The organism is Microbulbifer sp. MKSA007 (assembly GCA_032615215.1).
Taxonomy (GTDB): Bacteria; Pseudomonadota; Gammaproteobacteria; order Pseudomonadales; family Cellvibrionaceae; genus Microbulbifer.
The window spans coordinates 2,757,398-2,773,787 of sequence record CP128433.1; the positions used below are offsets into that span (position 1 = coordinate 2,757,398).

At 45.5% G+C, this 16,390-nt stretch carries 17 protein-coding genes; 10 read left to right on the top strand and 7 right to left on the bottom strand.

Annotated features, from left to right (window positions below; all coding sequences use genetic code 11):
• Window positions 1-85: 85 nt before the first annotated feature.
• The 4 genes from QT397_15110 to QT397_15125 form a co-directional block, all read right to left on the bottom strand.
• Window positions 86-625, bottom strand: a complete 540-nt coding sequence (locus QT397_15110) for a hypothetical protein (GenBank protein WNZ54223.1) — start codon at window positions 623-625, stop codon at window positions 86-88.
• A 1,124-nt stretch (window positions 626-1,749) separates the two neighbouring features.
• A complete protein-coding gene (locus tag QT397_15115; protein WNZ54224.1) occupies window positions 1,750-2,061 on the bottom strand; it encodes a hypothetical protein in 312 nt (103 codons plus the stop codon).
• Window positions 2,062-2,973: 912 nt separating this feature from the next.
• Window positions 2,974-3,372 (bottom strand): NAD(P)H-binding protein, encoded by a 399-nt coding sequence (locus QT397_15120; protein WNZ54225.1) that lies wholly within the window; start codon window positions 3,370-3,372, stop codon window positions 2,974-2,976.
• A 28-nt stretch (window positions 3,373-3,400) separates the two neighbouring features.
• Window positions 3,401-4,771, bottom strand: coding sequence for an NAD-dependent succinate-semialdehyde dehydrogenase (locus tag QT397_15125; GenBank protein WNZ54226.1), 1,371 nt, complete (start codon window positions 4,769-4,771; stop codon window positions 3,401-3,403).
• Window positions 4,772-5,299: 528 nt separating this feature from the next.
• Here QT397_15125 and QT397_15130 point away from each other — a divergent pair.
• From QT397_15130 to QT397_15140, 3 genes are all read left to right on the top strand, one after another.
• Complete coding sequence (locus tag QT397_15130) at window positions 5,300-6,613, top strand: acetyl-CoA hydrolase/transferase C-terminal domain-containing protein (protein WNZ54227.1); 1,314 nt, start codon at window positions 5,300-5,302, stop codon at window positions 6,611-6,613.
• Window positions 6,610-7,470 (top strand): CoA ester lyase, encoded by an 861-nt coding sequence (locus tag QT397_15135; GenBank protein ID WNZ54228.1) that lies wholly within the window; start codon window positions 6,610-6,612, stop codon window positions 7,468-7,470. Before QT397_15130 ends, QT397_15135 begins: the two co-directional genes overlap by 4 nt.
• A gap of 81 nt (window positions 7,471-7,551) precedes the next feature.
• Window positions 7,552-8,079 (top strand): MaoC/PaaZ C-terminal domain-containing protein, encoded by a 528-nt coding sequence (locus QT397_15140; protein ID WNZ54229.1) that lies wholly within the window; start codon window positions 7,552-7,554, stop codon window positions 8,077-8,079.
• A 134-nt stretch (window positions 8,080-8,213) separates the two neighbouring features.
• Here the strand turns inward: QT397_15140 and QT397_15145 are convergent, their stop codons facing one another.
• The 3 genes from QT397_15145 to QT397_15155 are packed head-to-tail and all read right to left on the bottom strand — an operon-like array spanning window position 8,214 to window position 9,731.
• Complete coding sequence (locus QT397_15145; protein ID WNZ54230.1) at window positions 8,214-8,513, bottom strand: putative quinol monooxygenase; 300 nt, start codon at window positions 8,511-8,513, stop codon at window positions 8,214-8,216.
• Window positions 8,514-8,545: 32 nt separating this feature from the next.
• Window positions 8,546-8,998, bottom strand: a complete 453-nt coding sequence (locus QT397_15150; protein WNZ54231.1) for a DMT family transporter — start codon at window positions 8,996-8,998, stop codon at window positions 8,546-8,548.
• A gap of 58 nt (window positions 8,999-9,056) precedes the next feature.
• The gene (locus QT397_15155; protein ID WNZ54232.1) at window positions 9,057-9,731 is read right to left on the bottom strand and encodes a type 1 glutamine amidotransferase domain-containing protein; all 675 of its coding nucleotides are present in this window, start codon (window positions 9,729-9,731) and stop codon (window positions 9,057-9,059) included.
• Window positions 9,732-9,853: 122 nt separating this feature from the next.
• Between QT397_15155 and QT397_15160 the strand changes: the two genes are divergently transcribed.
• The 7 genes from QT397_15160 to QT397_15190 all read left to right on the top strand — a co-directional run bounded on the left by QT397_15160 (window position 9,854) and on the right by QT397_15190 (window position 16,328).
• The gene (locus QT397_15160) at window positions 9,854-10,735 is read left to right on the top strand and encodes a LysR family transcriptional regulator (GenBank protein ID WNZ54233.1); all 882 of its coding nucleotides are present in this window, start codon (window positions 9,854-9,856) and stop codon (window positions 10,733-10,735) included.
• Between the two features lie 104 nt (window positions 10,736-10,839).
• The gene (locus tag QT397_15165) at window positions 10,840-11,643 is read left to right on the top strand and encodes a hypothetical protein (protein WNZ54234.1); all 804 of its coding nucleotides are present in this window, start codon (window positions 10,840-10,842) and stop codon (window positions 11,641-11,643) included.
• Window positions 11,627-11,863 (top strand): hypothetical protein, encoded by a 237-nt coding sequence (locus QT397_15170; GenBank protein ID WNZ54235.1) that lies wholly within the window; start codon window positions 11,627-11,629, stop codon window positions 11,861-11,863. The genes QT397_15165 and QT397_15170 overlap by 17 nt, the downstream gene beginning before the upstream one ends.
• A 6-nt stretch (window positions 11,864-11,869) precedes the next feature.
• Window positions 11,870-12,049: a hypothetical protein gene (locus QT397_15175; GenBank protein ID WNZ54236.1), complete on the top strand. Its 180-nt coding sequence runs from the start codon at window positions 11,870-11,872 to the stop codon at window positions 12,047-12,049.
• Window positions 12,050-12,140: 91 nt separating this feature from the next.
• Window positions 12,141-12,839: a response regulator transcription factor gene (locus QT397_15180; GenBank protein WNZ54237.1), complete on the top strand. Its 699-nt coding sequence runs from the start codon at window positions 12,141-12,143 to the stop codon at window positions 12,837-12,839.
• Window positions 12,836-14,194 (top strand): histidine kinase sensor domain-containing protein, encoded by a 1,359-nt coding sequence (locus QT397_15185; GenBank protein ID WNZ54238.1) that lies wholly within the window; start codon window positions 12,836-12,838, stop codon window positions 14,192-14,194. Before QT397_15180 ends, QT397_15185 begins: the two co-directional genes overlap by 4 nt.
• A gap of 118 nt (window positions 14,195-14,312) precedes the next feature.
• Entirely contained in the window at window positions 14,313-16,328 is a 2,016-nt protein-coding gene (locus QT397_15190; GenBank protein WNZ54239.1) for a TonB-dependent receptor, read from the top strand.
• The last annotated feature ends 62 nt before the right edge of the window (window positions 16,329-16,390 follow it).

Consider the following 16,390-nt stretch of genomic DNA (forward strand, 5'->3'; position numbering starts at 1 on the left):
TCATAATGTTCTCGATAGTAACCCCTGTCACTGTGAGGTCATCTGTAAAACATTAGGCTCAAATAAAAGTTATTCTATAGAGTATTTAACGACTCAAAACCTGACCATTAACATCAGTTTCTGCTGCGGGCGAGCCCAATAAGTCGGTATGAATAAATATTACGCGTCGTTCAGGTTTAGAGGCAGTGAAAACCGATGATGTACCGTCATTAAGCAGAATGACTGTTCCATCCGCCCCACCCAAGGAGACCTGTATATCTAAATGACCATCAGTGTTTGTATCAACATATTGAATTCGATTCCCGCTCAATAGCGATGGGGCGACGGCATTAAAGATAGAAATTGAAATAGACTCGACGACCCAGTTTCCATTCACTTTTTCTAGTTTAAGTACCTGCCCATCCTTATAGGCAGGTATAATCACCATAATCTCCACCCCAATTGGCACCCATATGGAGTTTGTTTTCAAATAATATGTGCTACCGTCCGCGTATAGCTGATAGGATTGATCGAGGCTGTAAGAAAAGCTAGGTGCTGCATGGAGTAAAAAAACTAAGTTTATAAGGCTGAAATACTTCAACCTTAAAAATGAGCCAAAAACTTTATTCTTAAAAATAGTTAACATACAGAGTCATTCCTTTAAATGATACAAAAAACGCGCAATTAGAACACACTCCAAAGATGTACAACAACCAAAACATTTGGATTAGGAATAGGAGTACCTGTCAAACCTGTCCCGCCCCCTTAGTTAAGAGTTATATTTGTAGCCTTTCATTAGGTTCGGACAATAATAAGGACACGAAAATTAAAGACGAAGAGACCTATTCCACTTTTGGTATCCATTTAGATATACGCACTGATAAGAAAATTATGGAAGATCTGGTTAGCTTGCTGCTGTGAAGTTTTCAGTGTGGCCGCTGACTCAAAAGTAGGCCCAATCCGCTAGCTACCGATTCTAGATACCCAATATCTGGCCCATGTAGACCTCGGCCTGATCCATGCGAATATCGCGAAGATGCTTCAAGAGTCTGATTACACTTCAATTCAACAGCGTATTCTTGTGGCAGCCTAAGTTGAGCAACCCAAAAATCTACTTCCATTTGTCGGCGCTGAGCGTTTGAATATACTGAGAGGGCTACCCTTTCTGCTAGGTCAGTATTTGGCGCTAGTAGATTGGGCTAGCCGACATTTAGCCCCCAAAAAGCGCGGTGCCACTTCTCAAAACACGCTCCCTGTCCTTGAACGGCTGGGCACCTCAACCAAACATGGGCTCTATTAAAATTGGAACTTTGAAAGCCGCTTTAAAAGCCTGATGGGATCAGCAGGGGCTGTGCGACAGGCATGTATTCAGTTCAATAAACGCTGGGTACATGGCATAGGTAATTGCCAAGGTTTCCATTTGGCAACACCCTACTAATTCCCTCCCAACCTTCGATGCTATTCCTTCCGATTTAGCTAAAGTTACGCAATTAAACCTAAAGCTTAATTTTCAGCATTTCACATCGTCCGAATTAGACCAGGAGAAATGGCCTTTAAAGTGAAAGGCCTGTACTATTTCTGACGTCATCTTTTAATCTGTAGGTATCCTAGTTTTGCTTCATCGAGGCTCACAATGCTGAAGCTGTAAAACCATTTAAATGGACAAAGCCCTCCGGTCAAACCATCGCTTTTGTAGAGCGTGCAAAACAATCGCTATAGAATTAACCGGATGGACCACTAGAAACTACCAGCTTCTCGAATTCGTATATTCTACTTTAAATATACACCAATTATTTTCCCAAAATCTCCATCATTAACACAACCATCAAATCGAATCATAACTTCTTTTTCAGCCATTTGAGCCGAAAGTAACATAGAAAAAACGGCATCATATTTTTCATGGCTTGTATACAAGACAAATCTATCTGTATTACAGTAGCCCGACTGGTGATCCACGTAGGCATGACCGCTTTCACTAAAAATATGAAGAAATGATGGGACTGCATCACCTGTGTAAGCTGGTTCCGCTGCTGCTGAGACTGCCAAAAAACAGGAAAAAATTATTGATATTGCATATTTCATTATTACTTCTCCAAATACTATTTAGATTGCTGGGGTGGTAGAAAAACTCGCTCACCTTTTCACATTATAATCTTACATTAAAACAGCACATATTAAGTAGTGAAAACTAACTTAGGTTCACGCAGGATACTCATTTGTGCCTAATATTTAACCAGTCATCTGGGGGGGAGGCTGAACTTCAACTTTCTACAGCTAGAAGACCCGCTAAGCTGTCCGCAATTTGTGCAAAATGGGAGCATTGCAGCAGCACCCCTTTTTTTAAGTAGACGCCATCTTAAATTCATCTTATGTGGTCATTCCTTCATATTCGTCTGGACTTTTTTTAATCTAAGGATTCTCTGAATAACTCCGTAATACCTCTGCTGGTCTTGAAGGCTGCAAATGTTAAACGGAGCTCGCAGCAAATGGCCTTAGTCCTTTGCAAGAGCTGCAACTCAGCAGTTGTGGCCTTCAAGACCCGCCCTTCGGGGCTTGCAGAGCGATCTACACTCCGACTTCTTGAAAGGTCTAGATTCCTGCGAAGCCGCGCCTTAAGTAAGCAAAAGCCATAGAAATGATCAGAACAGCTCATGTAATGCTTTCACTATGAATGCACTGAAAAATATTGTTAATTCATCTATGCGGGACAAAAAAGTGGCTCTTAATGAGTATTGTGCGCTAATGATTGAGGCACACCATATTTATAAAACTATTGGCCTTAAAATCCATTCAATATCAATGATTCTGACTTCACATGAGTTTAGAATTTGAAACATCGATTGCGATTAAAGACCTCATAACCCCTAACTAGAGTATCTTAAACTTTACTCGAAGGGCGTGAGACACGGAGCGTTGGCGGGGTCGGTAGCGAAGAGAATACTGGTGACTTACTCAAGTGAGCACCTGAACATATATAAAGTCACTCTTTCCGATTTACTCAACTGCAATCTGTTTGGCTTTAAGGTAGAGTTGAAGTTCTTTAGGCCCTTGCTCCTTTCGCCCGGCAAAAATGGAACTCAATAGAATAAAGCGCGATATACCCGCGCTTTTCGTTGCATCACAAAGATGGATAGCACCATCCCGATCCACAGATTCCAATGCTTTACCCTTGGAGCCCGCAACAAAAATGACTGCATCTTGCCCCTTTACCGCATTGTTCAGGGACTCCTTCTTTGTCAGGTCTCCAAGAATGGGGCGCGCATCTGTACTACGCAAATTATCTTGTTGGGATTCCTTGCGGACCATAGCGGTTACCTCGTGCCCTTTGTCGACAAGTTTACCCACAAGGATTTCACCGATTGCACCGTTAGCACCCGCCACAAGTACTTTCATTGCTCTGCCCATGTCTATATTGCGCTACTTAGAAGTACCGTATCAGCTTTTGATTGACAAACTCTTTAATACCTAGTTCTCCCAGCTCCCGGCCATAGCCGGATTTCTTCACTCCTCCCATAGGCATACTGGCGTAGCTTGAAGCGGCATGGTTCACGAAGGCAGTACCACATTCCAACTGTTCCGCGACACGGCGCCCCCTTTCATGGTCCTGGGTATAGACAGAACCACCCAGACCAAAGGGGCTATCATTGGCCATCTTAACCGCTGCCTCCTCATCGGGAACCACCCAAACACAAGCGATGGGGCCGAACAACTCCTCTACTGCTGCCGGGGAACCAGCGGGTATTTCAGTTAATATACCTGGCTCGATAAATGCGCCATTACGCTTACCCCCCACTAGCAGTTGGGCGCCTGCCTTAACGGACTTGCTGACTTGATCCTCAAGTTGCTCAGCAGCCTTTTCGGTACATAACGGACCGTAATCTGTGCTTTCTACAAGAGGGTCACCGGATTTCAGCGCTTGGAACAGCTTGGTAGCTCGGTCTAGGAATTCTTCAGCAATGGGCTCCGTTAGAATGATTCTCTTCGCAGCCAAACATATCTGCCCGCAATTGCCCAGCTTTCCCTCCGCAAATCGCTGTATCGTTAAATCCATATCCGCATCTTCGAGCACGATAAATGGATCAACACCACCCAGCTCCATAACAGTTTTCTTTACATTGCGGCCAGCTTGCTCTGCAACCATTGCACCGGCGGCATTGCTGCCAGTAAAGGAGATTCCTTTGACCCTATCGTCATCAATAATGGAGGCAGCCCCACCGGATGTGATCGGTAGATTGGTATAGACTCCTTCCGGTACCCCTGCATCAAACAACAGCTGTGCGAAGGCTTCGGCACACTGGGGAACATTAGAGGCATGTTTAGTAAGTACAACATTGCCGGCGATCAAGTTGGCGGCGGTAAAGCGAGCCGGTTGGTAGAAGGGAAAGTTCCATGGTTGGATGCCGTAGACCACTCCTAAGGGCTGGAAGACTAAAGTGCCCTCCCCTTCGCGGGTGGAAAGCTGCTGTGGAGCTAGGATTTTTTCGCCCTCTTCGGCGTAGTAGTCAAAAATTTCAGCACAAAGTGCCAATTCACCTTGACCATCACTGAGCTTCTTACCCATTTCTAACGCCATCAGGCGGGCAAGTTCTTCGGATCGCTCCTCAAATAGGTTGCTTGCACGCTTTAGTATCACTGCTCGATCACTAAAACTTCGGTTTCTCCAGCTTACAAAGGCTTTGTCTGCGCGACCGATCGCCTTGTCGAGATCCTCTTGTGACATTTCGTGATAAGTCTTCAGAGTTTTACCGTTTAAGGGGTTGACGGAAATCAGTGGACGTTTTGACTTTGTCATGAATAGACTTCCAACGGTTGCTTTAGGAACCGCTAAAGAACTATTTGGAATAGTACCAGTGCGGCATCTACGAGTGTTTGCAAAAGTGTAGTTGCTGAGGTTTGGCATACCATTGCTTGATGGATCAGCTAAAGTCACATCATTCTTTCTTATAGACAACTGATAGGCAGTAATCTTTGGTGAATAGCACTTAAAGCTAATGGAACACCATTAAGAGATTTAGGTACTTTACGAATACCACCGTGGCATAAAGATCAACTGCGGAGCTTTTAGAACATACCGACTGCATAGAATCGAATCTGCTCAAACAAGCTGCATGATATTCATCGTTAAGTCACTAGCCCTTCTGAAACAAGCTTTAATTCACAAACTATAATCGCAGGGCTTAGTAGCTCTTACTTCCTTATCAGTGCTTGATAGCAAGTCTATGAACGTTTTCTGCTTATTAACGCCTTTGTAACAGGACCGTAAGAGCGACAGCAGCCGCTTCAAGGATCACAGTGTGGCCAAATAATCGGTTAATCTGCTATGGATAACAACGCCCTGTATAAAAAGAAACAGCTAACACCGGAAGAAGCAGTTAATTTAATCCCAGACGATAGCGTTATTTCTATCGGCATGCGCACCGCTAGCCCACCAGCCCTACTTTCAGCACTTGAGAAGCATATTCGAAATGGATTTATCACACATTTAAAAGTCTATTATATGCGCTGTGGGAAGGTTGCGACGGAAACAATTTTTCAAGAAGATCTAATGGACCGGGTTAGGCCTTACTCTTCAATGCTAACTAAAGACGAAGTTAAATTAGCAAATGCTGGATTTTCAAAAGGGGAAAAATATATTAACTATGTCCCTATATCTTTTAGTCGATATCCTCAAATAATCAGAGAGCAAGTTAAAATAGATGCTTTTCTGGTAACTGTTGCGCCGATGGATAAGCATGGTTATTTCAACTTTGGCACTAATGGTGATTATGCTATTGAGTTGTCGCGCCACGCAAATCGATTAATTGTGGAAGTGAATGAAAATATGCCACGTACAGCGGGGGCCACCTTGTTGCACATTAGTGAAGTGGATGCCATTGTTGAAAATAATATGGAATTAGCGGAGGAATCTCCAAAAGAGATTACCGATTTAGATAGAAAAATTGGTGACTACATTGTTCCGTTAATACCTGATGGCGCAACTATCCAAATGGGTATTGGCGCTATTCCGAATGCAGTGTGTGAACAACTAACTAAAAAGAAAGATTTGGGCATTCATACCGAGGTAATAACACCGGGTATGATTAAGCTTATTAAGTCTGGAGCAGTAACTAATGCCCGAAAGACAATTAACCCTCATGTGAGCGTATTCACTTTTGCAGCTGGAGACAAAGAACTATTTGACTTTATAGATGGCAATCCATCTATGTTCTGTCTGCCCGTGTCATATGTGAATGAACCCCAAATAATAGCCCAGATCGATAATATGATCTCAGTCAACTCATTTATTGAGATTGATTTCAGTGGACAGGTCAATGCGGAATTCATTGGACATCAATTCTCCGGTGTTGGTGGGCAACTGGATTTCGTGAGGGGAGTTTACTACTCAAAAAATGGGAAGACTATTCTGGCCAGTAGCTCAACGGCACAGCGTGGTAATACCTCCAGGATAGTTCCACGTTTGAATTCTATAACCACAGACTCTCGGTTAGATATCGATTACGTGGTAACCGAGTACGGAGCTTGCAGACTTATGGGAAAATCAACCACAGAGCGGACCCTCGCCTTGATTGAAATCGCACACCCTAAATTCCGTAAGAGCTTATTGGAGCAGGCCAAAGAGCAGAACTTTATTTGAGCGATAAAATGAACAACTTAAAGCTTTTCCCCGCATTGTTATTCACCCCTGGAAACCAACCGGAACGATTTGCTAAGGCGTCTGAAGTTGGGGCGAATGGAATAATCATTGATCTCGAAGATAGCGTACCAGTGGAGGACAAAGATAGTGCCAGGGATATCGCGATCGATTTTTATTCAAGGCCAAGCTCGAATGGTGTTATAAGTGCAATTCGGATAAATAGTTTGTCAACGATCAATGGAATAAAAGATATGGCTGAAATTATTGATAAAAAGCCATTTATAGATGTGGTGCTTTATCCGAAAACAGAATCTCAACATGATATCAACCTTATCAGTGAGCTCTTGAGCGAAGCCTATAAGGATATTTCGATTATAGCCTTAATTGAAACCGCTCAGGGAGCATCCAATTTATATGATATCGTTAACTGTAGCTCTGAAAAGTTGCAAGGTTTGATGTTTGGGGCCGCTGATTATGCAGCCGATCTGAATTGTGAATGCACCCCACAAGCACTCATATGGGCGCGCATGAAATTGGTCGAAGCTGCCGCACTCAAACAGATAGCTTGCTATGACTCCCCTTGTTTTAACTTTAAGGATGAAGGTGGACTAATTAATGAACTCAATGAGGCTCAATCGCTTGGCTTTAGTGGCAAGGCAGCTATTCACCCTAAACAAGTAAAAACTATCAAGATATCTTTTAGACCCACACTAGACCAGTATAAGGAAGCAAAGGAAATCGTTCGTATCTACAATGAATCCTCAGGTAAAGCCTGCCAATATGAAGGCCGAATGATAGATATCCCGATCTACTCTAAGGCCCAGCAAATAATCTCAAACTTTAATAATCTTAGCTAAAGGCTACTCCAGCAAAAATCTACAAGTGCTGTGGGCATAACCAAGCGAACTTAGAGCCACTCAACCAAGGAGGCAATATTGATGGGATTTAACCCCTATAAAGAGATTGACAACAATCGATATCGCGAAGATTTTGGCTTCTACTTCGAGGACTTTGTAGAAGGTATCATTATCGAGCACCGCCCAGGTAGGACGCTGACGCGAACAGACAATACCTGGATGACCCTGTTAACTATGAATACGGCGCAACTCCATTTTGATGCCCATTACGCAGAGAGCACTGAATGGAACCTTCCATTAGTAGATAGTACTCTGACATTGGCTATTGTCACGGGTATGACTGTAAATACTATTAGCAAGAAAGTTGTTGCCAATCTTGAGTGGGACAAAGTTAAACTGCTCAAACCTGTTTTTGAAGGTGACACGGTTTATGCAGAAAGTGAAGTCATTTCTAAACGTGAATCCAAGTCTAGACCAACACAGGGTATTGTTAATGTAGAAACCCGTGGTATTAATCAGCGAGGAGATACTTTTATGAGCTTTCAGCGAACAGTTCTGGTTTATAAGAAAGGCCATGCCCCTAATTATGAGATCAAAAAAATAACCTAACAGAAAGACTATCTCATTGGTATAGATGTACTTCTTTAAGCCGATGTCCGATTTGACTCACCTCAATGAAAATGAAGGTATTGATGTTATAAAAGTGAGAATACAAAAAGTTGCAATATAAAATAACGGTTGTGCTAGATAGTTTTTACCTCCGTATATTTTTCGATTCTTGCCTCCGCAGCAAGAAGTGGATTCAACTTTGCAATGATGGTTTTTAAGTGGTCTGTATTCCAATGCTGCATTTCAGCTTCAGAAGACTCCCAAACTTCTAGCGTAGTGAAAACATTGCCTTCATCCTGTGAGGGTAAAATTTTATAGGATAAACAGCCAGACTCTTGTTCTGACTTACATGCCAGCTCGATTAACAACGCTGATGCCTGAGAAGTATATTGTGGGCGGATTGTGACTTTTGCCATAACGATTAAATTAGCCATATGCTCTCTATACATAACCATTTTTTCTGAAATTAAGAAGTGCGTTTCACTACCAACAGTACGCCGACAACCATCATGGCGAGACCAATAAGGCGCTTGGTATCCAAGCTGGTTTGCTGCGCACCTAGTAGCCCAAAATGGTCGATAACGCTGATGGCGAGCAGTTGCCCTAGAAGAACGAAAGATACCGCATTACCCACACCATACCTTGGCGACACCCAAGTCACACTCAATATATAGAAAGCCACCAGAATCCCACCCAAGTAAAAGTACCAGGCAATATCTTTGCTAAAAACAGCACTGGGTAACCCCTCCGTTTTCAAGAGATAGGCTGCGGAGATTACAAGTCCAACGAGAAATAGCAGTGTAGTTGCCAGGGCTGAACTACCAAGCTTGATACCCAGTCCGCTATTTAGTGTTGCCATTACCGGTATGCCGATGCCTGCAATAAGCATTAGAGATGGGTAGATAATCGCATTTTGCACTTGGGATACCTCTACTCAGAATCGCAGCCGACCCAGGAGGGTCGGCTGCGAAGGTCACTTAGTTAGCCAGTTGCTTGACAATGGCAACGCCAACACCGTGGGCACTCGCTGGGTTCTGGCCACTAATCACCCGCCCATCTTCAATAACAAATTCCTGCCATGGCTGTACTTTGCTATAACGTGCAGCTCCCCTTGCCAGAGATTCTTCCAGCAAAAACGGAATATCATTAATAGTGCCGAAGTCGATCTCCTCCTCACGGGTGAAACCAGTTACGGATTTGCTGGCCAGAAGCTTCTCACCATTACTGAGAGTGATAGGCAGGAAACCGGCAGGGCCATGGCATACTGCTGCTAAGATACCGCCCTCTTCGTAGTGCTTGGCACTCAACTTTGCGAAATCTTCATTAGTTACCAAGTCAGAAAGCAGACCAAATCCGCCCGGATAAAAGACCGCATCATAGTCAGAAATATTCAATTGACTCACAGGAATGGTGTTATTGATACGATTTTGGAATTCAGAATCATTTAGTACTTTTTGATTGACATCGTCACCCTCGATATCGGTGCCATAGATTGGTGCTTTACCCCCTTCAATGGAGGCGATGTCATAGTCGACTCCACTCTCCATAAATACGTGAATCGCGTGAGTCAACTCAGGTGAGTAGGTGCCATTTGCCTGGTCAGTTTCACCAAGGGTGGCGTGGTTGGTCACTGGAATTAGTATTTTCTTCATGTTTCTTTCCTCTGTTGGTCAGTATTCAGTGGGGAGGGATTGTAGATTGTCCCTCTCGTGCTGATAATGCGTAAAACCTGTTAAATACCTTTGCAGAATGGCAACAATCGAGATTGAGAAACATGGAAAATTTTGACGGTATAGTCGAGTTTGTAGCGGTGGCAGAGAGCCAAGGTTTCTCAGCGGCTGCCAAGCAACTTGGCTGCAGTACTAGCCATGTGAGTAGGCAGGTCTCCCGTCTGGAGGAGCGCTTGGGCTCATCCCTTTTGGCCCGCTCAACACGTCAGGTAAGTCTGACCCAGGCCGGGACTGCCTATTACCAGCGGTGTAAAGAGTTAGTGATTGGCCTGCAACAGGCGAATGAGCAGGTTAGCCAGCAACAGTTTCAGCTCAATGGAACACTAAGAGTTAGCGGTGCTGGTATCTTTGCTGAGCAATATGTTGCCCCTGCCCTGATGGAGTTTGGCTTGAAACACCCGGGGTTGAAAATCGACATGGACTTCAATAGCAGGATGGTCAATTTCGTCGAGGATGGGATTGATTTTGCCATACGCTATGGTCGCCTTGAGGATTCCGGCTTAGTTGCTCGTAAACTGGCCGACCGCCAAATGATGGCTGTCGCAAGCCCGAGTTACCTGAAAGAAAATGGTATACCCAATCACCCCGATCAACTAAAAACGCAGAGTTGCTTGGTGGCTAACAATGACGAATGGGTTTTTGACCTGAATGGAGAGCCTGTAAGCGTAAAGGTTAGTGGGCGCTGGAGAACAAATAATGCCCATGCGATCGTGAAAGCTTGCGAGCAAGGCTTGGGTATAGCTTATATGCCCAAAAGCAGTTTCAGTGGTTCAATTCAACAGGGCTTACTGGAGCCTATCTTGGAATCTTTTTGTGGGCGCGGAGCCAGTAGCTGGATCGTGTATCAGAATCGTCGCTTTTTACCCATGCGAGCGCGAATGGCGATTGACTACTTGGTTGATTACTTTTCTGACTGGGTGGAATAGAAAGCGATTGGATTCGTTGAAAGGGATAGAAGCACTTCCGATTTCTTGCAAGCCTTCAATCCAGAGGATTAATATCCCCCTCCTCCAATCGACTGGCATTGATTATGGTCCTGACCAGGGCATTTTATCGCAGTGGTCACACTGCAACCCAGCAACGACAACCCGTTTCGTTTGTGGATGTCAGGAAGCGATTCGGCTTTCGCTCAATTGCTGTTGGCCGATGGGTCACTCGCGAGGAGCGAGATCGGGCCGCTGGGCTTTTTTATGATGCACTTGTTGATCTAATGGCCATTCTTCAAGGACCGGAAGCATTGATATCCCTCCGAGGTACATTGTCTTTTCAATATGGAATCGGCGGGCGCCCAGGGATGGCTGCCTTTTATGACCCTACTGCCCGGAGCTTTTCTCTTGCCAAGAACGCGGGGCCTGGCTCTATTGCCCATGAATGGTTTCATGCATTTGATCATTACTTAGCCCAAAAAGCGTTCAGTGATACGTCCAGTACCATGTATGCCTCAGAGGCCTGGTTACGGAATGCAACTCCAGTGCCCCACCCGCTCAATGACTTACTTTTTACGTGCTTTAAAACTGTGATGCTGGATGAGAGTGGTAATAACCTCAGTGACTTGGTGACTGCTTCCATCAGAGCCGATAAAGCAAATGGTTCTGTCTACTTCAGTGAGCCTGTAGAGCTGAGTGCTCGGGCTTTCGAAGCATTTATTCAGGATGCCAGTATCAACAATAATTTTTTGGTTGCTGGCTCAAAGGCTAGTCAAGAGGCAAAGTTGGGACTGTATCCACAGGGGCAGCAACGCAAAAGAATTAACCAGGCTTTCACAGCCTATTTTTCCTATTTAGGACGAAGCCTTAGGGCTTCCACAGGTGGAGACAATGACGTCAACTCTTAGAAATACCTTTCTTCTGGGCACGGGCCTTCTCGCTAGTGTAGTCGCTTGGGGATGGGCTGAACTTTCAAAAAGCTATGAATTGATTGCAATAGCCAGCGATCCCGTGCTGTCAGCGGAGCGTGGATTCATTGATGCGAAAGATGATTTCATTCATAGACGGGCTAAGTTCGTGGATGTTTATTCTCCAGGTGTTGGCCATGTAACGCCCGGGATACTATAAGAGGACTTGAAAGGTAAGTATGCTGAGTTCAGACCTCAGGAAATATTTTTGCTATGTGGAACCGGCTTTCATATTGAAGATTACGCTCTGGATAGCGAGCAGCACGAACACAATAAATTTTATGCTCAAGCATACAATGCTAAGTTATTGGAACTCATCAGCAGTTCAGCCCAGCGCTATGATTGAACAAATATTCATCTCTTCAACTAACTATATTTAGGCTTTGCTCATTGTGGTAATTTGCTCCACAACCAGTTTGCATACAGCCAATGTCTTCATGAGCCAAAAACCTTCCACACAATCCAACATCCTTATCGTTGAAGACGATCGCGGTCTCAACGACCAACTTTGCGAAATGATCCAAAGCGCAGGATACCAGGTCAACGCTTGCTTTGATGGCAATACCGCATTGCTGGAAGCTGCCAGGCAACAACCTCAATTAATTTTGCTCGATTTGATGCTGCCGGAAATGGACGGTATTTCTCTACTCAAAATTTTACGCAAAACCAGTCAGGTTCCGGTCATCATCCTAACTGCCAAGGGCGCTGAAGAGGAGAGGATCGCGGGCTTTCGCCATGGAGCAGATGATTATGTGGCCAAACCATTTAACAAGACCGAACTGCTACTAAGAATTGAGGCACTATTGCGCCGCAGTCAACCAGTGATGCTGGAGGCTGTCCACCATACAGAAATCGATAACCTGCAACTCGATTTAAATGCTCAGCAAGCATTCACCGGCGGTCTGGCAATTGATTTTACCGCTACCCAGTTTAAATTGTTGTGGGAGTTAGCGGTTCACCGGGGAGAGGTATTGAGCAAAGCCTATCTCTCACAGCAAGTTCTCAACCGTACTCTGGGTGCCTATGACCGCAGTTTGGACATGCACTTGAGTCGAATCAGGCGCAAGTTGACTGGAGCAGGATGGCGTGGAGACCGGCTACAAACAGTACATGGCAGAGGGTACTGTTTGAAATGAACCGCAAACTTTTTTGGAAACTATGCCTTCTGATTACTGCGGGCATTGTCTCTCTCTTTTACCTGATCAACTCCCTGACTATTCGCACCGAGGAGCAGATGAGTATGCTGGAGGCATCTCATCGAGAGGAATTGAAAGAGTGGGGAAAGGAGGCGGAAGCGCGGTTTCTCTCCGGCAACGAGGGGGAATTGGAACAGTGGTTAAAAGAATTACAGGAGAAGGAAAACACCTGGGCCACAGTTACCCAATATGAGTTAATCCATGTAGCAGGTGAGACGGGTAATGAACATCGTTACATCGGCTATAACCTCGGCCGGGATGTGGATTGGAAGGTCCACCTGTATTTTGAAGAAAACCCGGTGATGGAAATTCCTTTTGCAACCGAGCAAACCAGTCTCTTGGTACTTCTTCCCGATAGGATGCGTCCCGGCAGCTACTGGAAAACAACACGACTCCTGCTGCAAATACTCCTGCCAATGGGAATCCTGGCTTTAGTTTCCGTGATGCTCTATCGCCATATTATGCACCCGCTGCGCAAACTTGAGCAGGCAACACGGGAGTTTAGTCGGGGAAACTTTGATGTTCGAGTACACCGCCAATTAGGTAACCGCGACGATGAGATTTCTGAATTAGCCAAAACTTTTGATCAAATGGCGACGCGGATAGGAGAGCAGATCGTCAACCAGCGCCAGCTAATCGCGGATCTATCTCACGAACTGAGAACTCCACTCACCCGACTGGATATTGCCATAGAGGGAGCTGGCGCAAGTCACGCTGATGATAAAAATATCCAGAGGATTCAGCGGGAGTCTGTTCATATCAGGCGTTTGGTAGACGATACACTCACCCTAGCCTGGCTGGATAACGAACAGCCTTCTATAGGTATCGAAGACTTGGACCTGGTTGACCTTATCGATGTGATTGTCGAGGATGCTCGTTTCGAATTTCCCGATCGCACTATCTGCACTCATTTGCCAGACTCGGCTGAAATAAGACAGTCTAATCACAAGGCGGTAGGACAAGCCTTGGAAAATATCTTGCGTAACGCCATGCGCTATACCCCGAAGGGACAAGCCGTTCATGTCCTTCTGGAGGGAAATACGAAAAACAGATTTGTTATTGATATTGAAGACTCTGGCCCCGGAGTTCCCGAAGCACTACTGGACAGTATCTTTAAGCCTTTCTTCCGAGCAGATCAGTCTCGCACATCAAAATCGAAAAATTTTGGGTTGGGCTTGGCGTTGGCGCGACGCCAGCTACATAGCGTGGGCGGAACCTTAGAGGCCTCCAACCGCTCTGTAGGAGGATTGTGTATGAGAGTAACTCTCCCCATTCAATCTTTGAAGCCTGCATAATGTATCTCTCCAACACACTGATGCAACTAAATGTAACAAATGCAACACTGCTGTACTTCACAACTGCCAATAGGAATAATTCGCATTAGCAAATAGGTAACTCTGTGAAGGACAGCCAATGGCCCGCAATATTTCCCACAATAAATACGTGTTACTCCCCTTGATGGTATCCAGTGCCCTGGCCTCTGGCATCAGCCAGGCACAGGAAGTACAAAAGCAAGAGGATAACGCTGAAGCCGCGATGGAAACTGTAGTAGTTGTCGGCGTGGCGACTGATACTGAGATTACCCCTGACGAACTCGATAAGCAGCAGGCAAATGATCTTAGTGATGTCTTCCGCCAGATTCCGTCCGTATCTGTTGGTGGATCGGTGGGTATTGCGCAGAAAGTCTATATCCGTGGCATGGAAGACACCCTTCTCAACGTTACCGTTGATGGTGCTCCTCAAACCAGTACCCTCTTCCACCATATTGGCCGGGTATCCATAGAGCCGGAGTTGCTGCAGAAAGTTGAAGTGCAAGCTGGCGCAGGCGAAGCTACCAGCGGTGCTGGCGCTATTGGCGGTGCTATCCGCTTTGAGACCAAAGATGCGGACGACCTACTCGATGAAGGCGAGCAGTTTGGCGCAATAGTGAAAGGCTCGTTCTTTAGCAATGATGGCGAAAAAGCCAGTGCTTCAGTTTATGGAAAAATCACTGACAACTGGGGACTGCTCGGATCATTTGTGACCGTTGATCGCGATGAGATGGAGGATGGCGACGGTGACACTATCTATGGTACTGCTGCCGAGCAGGATTTCGCCTTTATAAAATTAAGTGGCGATTTATCTGAAAATCAAAAGTTGAGCCTCAGCTTCGAACAACGGGATGAATCTGGAGAGTACGGCCAACGCCCCAACTGGCCTGCCCTTGAGGGAGATACTCTCTACCCAATGGATGCTGACCGCCAGACTTTTGTCGTGAATCACCAATTTGCTCCCAGCGCGTTGATCAATCTTGAGACTACCGTATATCACACAAAGTCAGAAGTGGAGCAGAATGTATTCGATAGATGGGGTAAGTACGGTGCCTCAGTAGAAACCCTTGGCTTTGATTTGCGTAATACCAGCAATATCGGCCAGCACACCCTCACCTACGGCATCGAAGCCCGTGAGGATGAAGTGGAAAGCCGCTACCTCTCGGAGCCTTATACCGGTATCTCTTTCCGCGAAGAAGGCCAGGTTCGCAGTGCCTACATTCAGGACCATTGGCAGGCAACAGACGAACTATTACTGAGTTTTGGTCTCCGCTACGACGAATACGAGCTGGAGCAAGTAACCCATGGCGATGAGACTGATAGCCAAGGTTTCAGCCCCAATATCGGTATGAGTTACTCTTTGACCGATGCGATCACCCTCACCCTGGGCCACGCAACAGCGATGCGCGGCAAGGAAGTTGGAGATGGGTTTACGCTGGAATCGGCAGAACTTGCACCTGACCTAGATGCAGAAACCGTCGACAATACTGAGCTGGGGTTGGAATACAGCCAGGATGGACTTGAGTTAAAAGCCGCTGTCTACCGCAGTACGATCGATGACGTTATTCTCGATCAGCTCGGAGGTGGTACATACTACGAAAATGTTGGTGAGCTAGAAACCGACGGCTTTGAACTTAGTGCTTCTTACGCATGGGATAATTTAACGCTGAGCGCGGCTTTCAGTCACAATGATTCAGAGCTTAATGGGAATACCGTAGAAGCCTATGAACACAATGGCTTGGCGAATGCCCGTGGCGACACCTATAACCTGAACGCTAACTATGCAATTACACCTAAGTTAGAACTGGGCTGGAACTACACTCGTGTTGATGAGCTGAGTAATATTGAGGTTTTACACCGTGCAGTAGAACTTGGTTGGATCGATAGCACCCAAACCGTAGATAAGTCTGGTTACGATGTGCACGATCTATACTTGCACTGGGAGCCTTTGGCAGATGATCGCCTGAATGTGAATTTAGCCGTTCAAAACCTGTTTAATGAGCAGTACCGGGATCACTCCAGCGTGGCCGATTATACCAATATTCCTGGCTGGGATATTGTATCTGGAGTTTATGAGGCGGGCCGAGACGTTCGACTGTCAGTAGACTACCGCTTCTAATCTCCTTTATTTGTTTATTTACTATCAGGGCGCAATGCACTTGCATTGCGCCCTTTGTTGCC

Excerpts from the sequence above, each read along its gene's own strand:
- QT397_15110 (WNZ54223.1), bottom strand. The coding sequence starts at position 625 with ATGTTAACTATTTTTAAGAATAAAGTTTTTGGCTCATTTTTAAGGTTG.
- QT397_15115 (WNZ54224.1), bottom strand. The coding sequence starts at position 2,061 with ATGAAATATGCAATATCAATAATTTTTTCCTGTTTTTTGGCAGTCTCA.
- QT397_15120 (WNZ54225.1), bottom strand. The coding sequence starts at position 3,372 with ATGAAAGTACTTGTGGCGGGTGCTAACGGTGCAATCGGTGAAATCCTT.
- QT397_15125 (WNZ54226.1), bottom strand. The coding sequence starts at position 4,771 with ATGACAAAGTCAAAACGTCCACTGATTTCCGTCAACCCCTTAAACGGT.
- QT397_15130 (WNZ54227.1), top strand. The coding sequence starts at position 5,300 with ATGGATAACAACGCCCTGTATAAAAAGAAACAGCTAACACCGGAAGAA.
- QT397_15140 (WNZ54229.1), top strand. The coding sequence starts at position 7,552 with ATGGGATTTAACCCCTATAAAGAGATTGACAACAATCGATATCGCGAA.
- QT397_15145 (WNZ54230.1), bottom strand. The coding sequence starts at position 8,513 with ATGGCTAATTTAATCGTTATGGCAAAAGTCACAATCCGCCCACAATAT.
- QT397_15155 (WNZ54232.1), bottom strand. The coding sequence starts at position 9,731 with ATGAAGAAAATACTAATTCCAGTGACCAACCACGCCACCCTTGGTGAA.
- QT397_15160 (WNZ54233.1), top strand. The coding sequence starts at position 9,854 with ATGGAAAATTTTGACGGTATAGTCGAGTTTGTAGCGGTGGCAGAGAGC.
- QT397_15165 (WNZ54234.1), top strand. The coding sequence starts at position 10,840 with ATGGTCCTGACCAGGGCATTTTATCGCAGTGGTCACACTGCAACCCAG.
- QT397_15170 (WNZ54235.1), top strand. The coding sequence starts at position 11,627 with ATGACGTCAACTCTTAGAAATACCTTTCTTCTGGGCACGGGCCTTCTC.
- QT397_15180 (WNZ54237.1), top strand. The coding sequence starts at position 12,141 with ATGAGCCAAAAACCTTCCACACAATCCAACATCCTTATCGTTGAAGAC.
- QT397_15185 (WNZ54238.1), top strand. The coding sequence starts at position 12,836 with ATGAACCGCAAACTTTTTTGGAAACTATGCCTTCTGATTACTGCGGGC.
- QT397_15190 (WNZ54239.1), top strand. The coding sequence starts at position 14,313 with ATGGCCCGCAATATTTCCCACAATAAATACGTGTTACTCCCCTTGATG.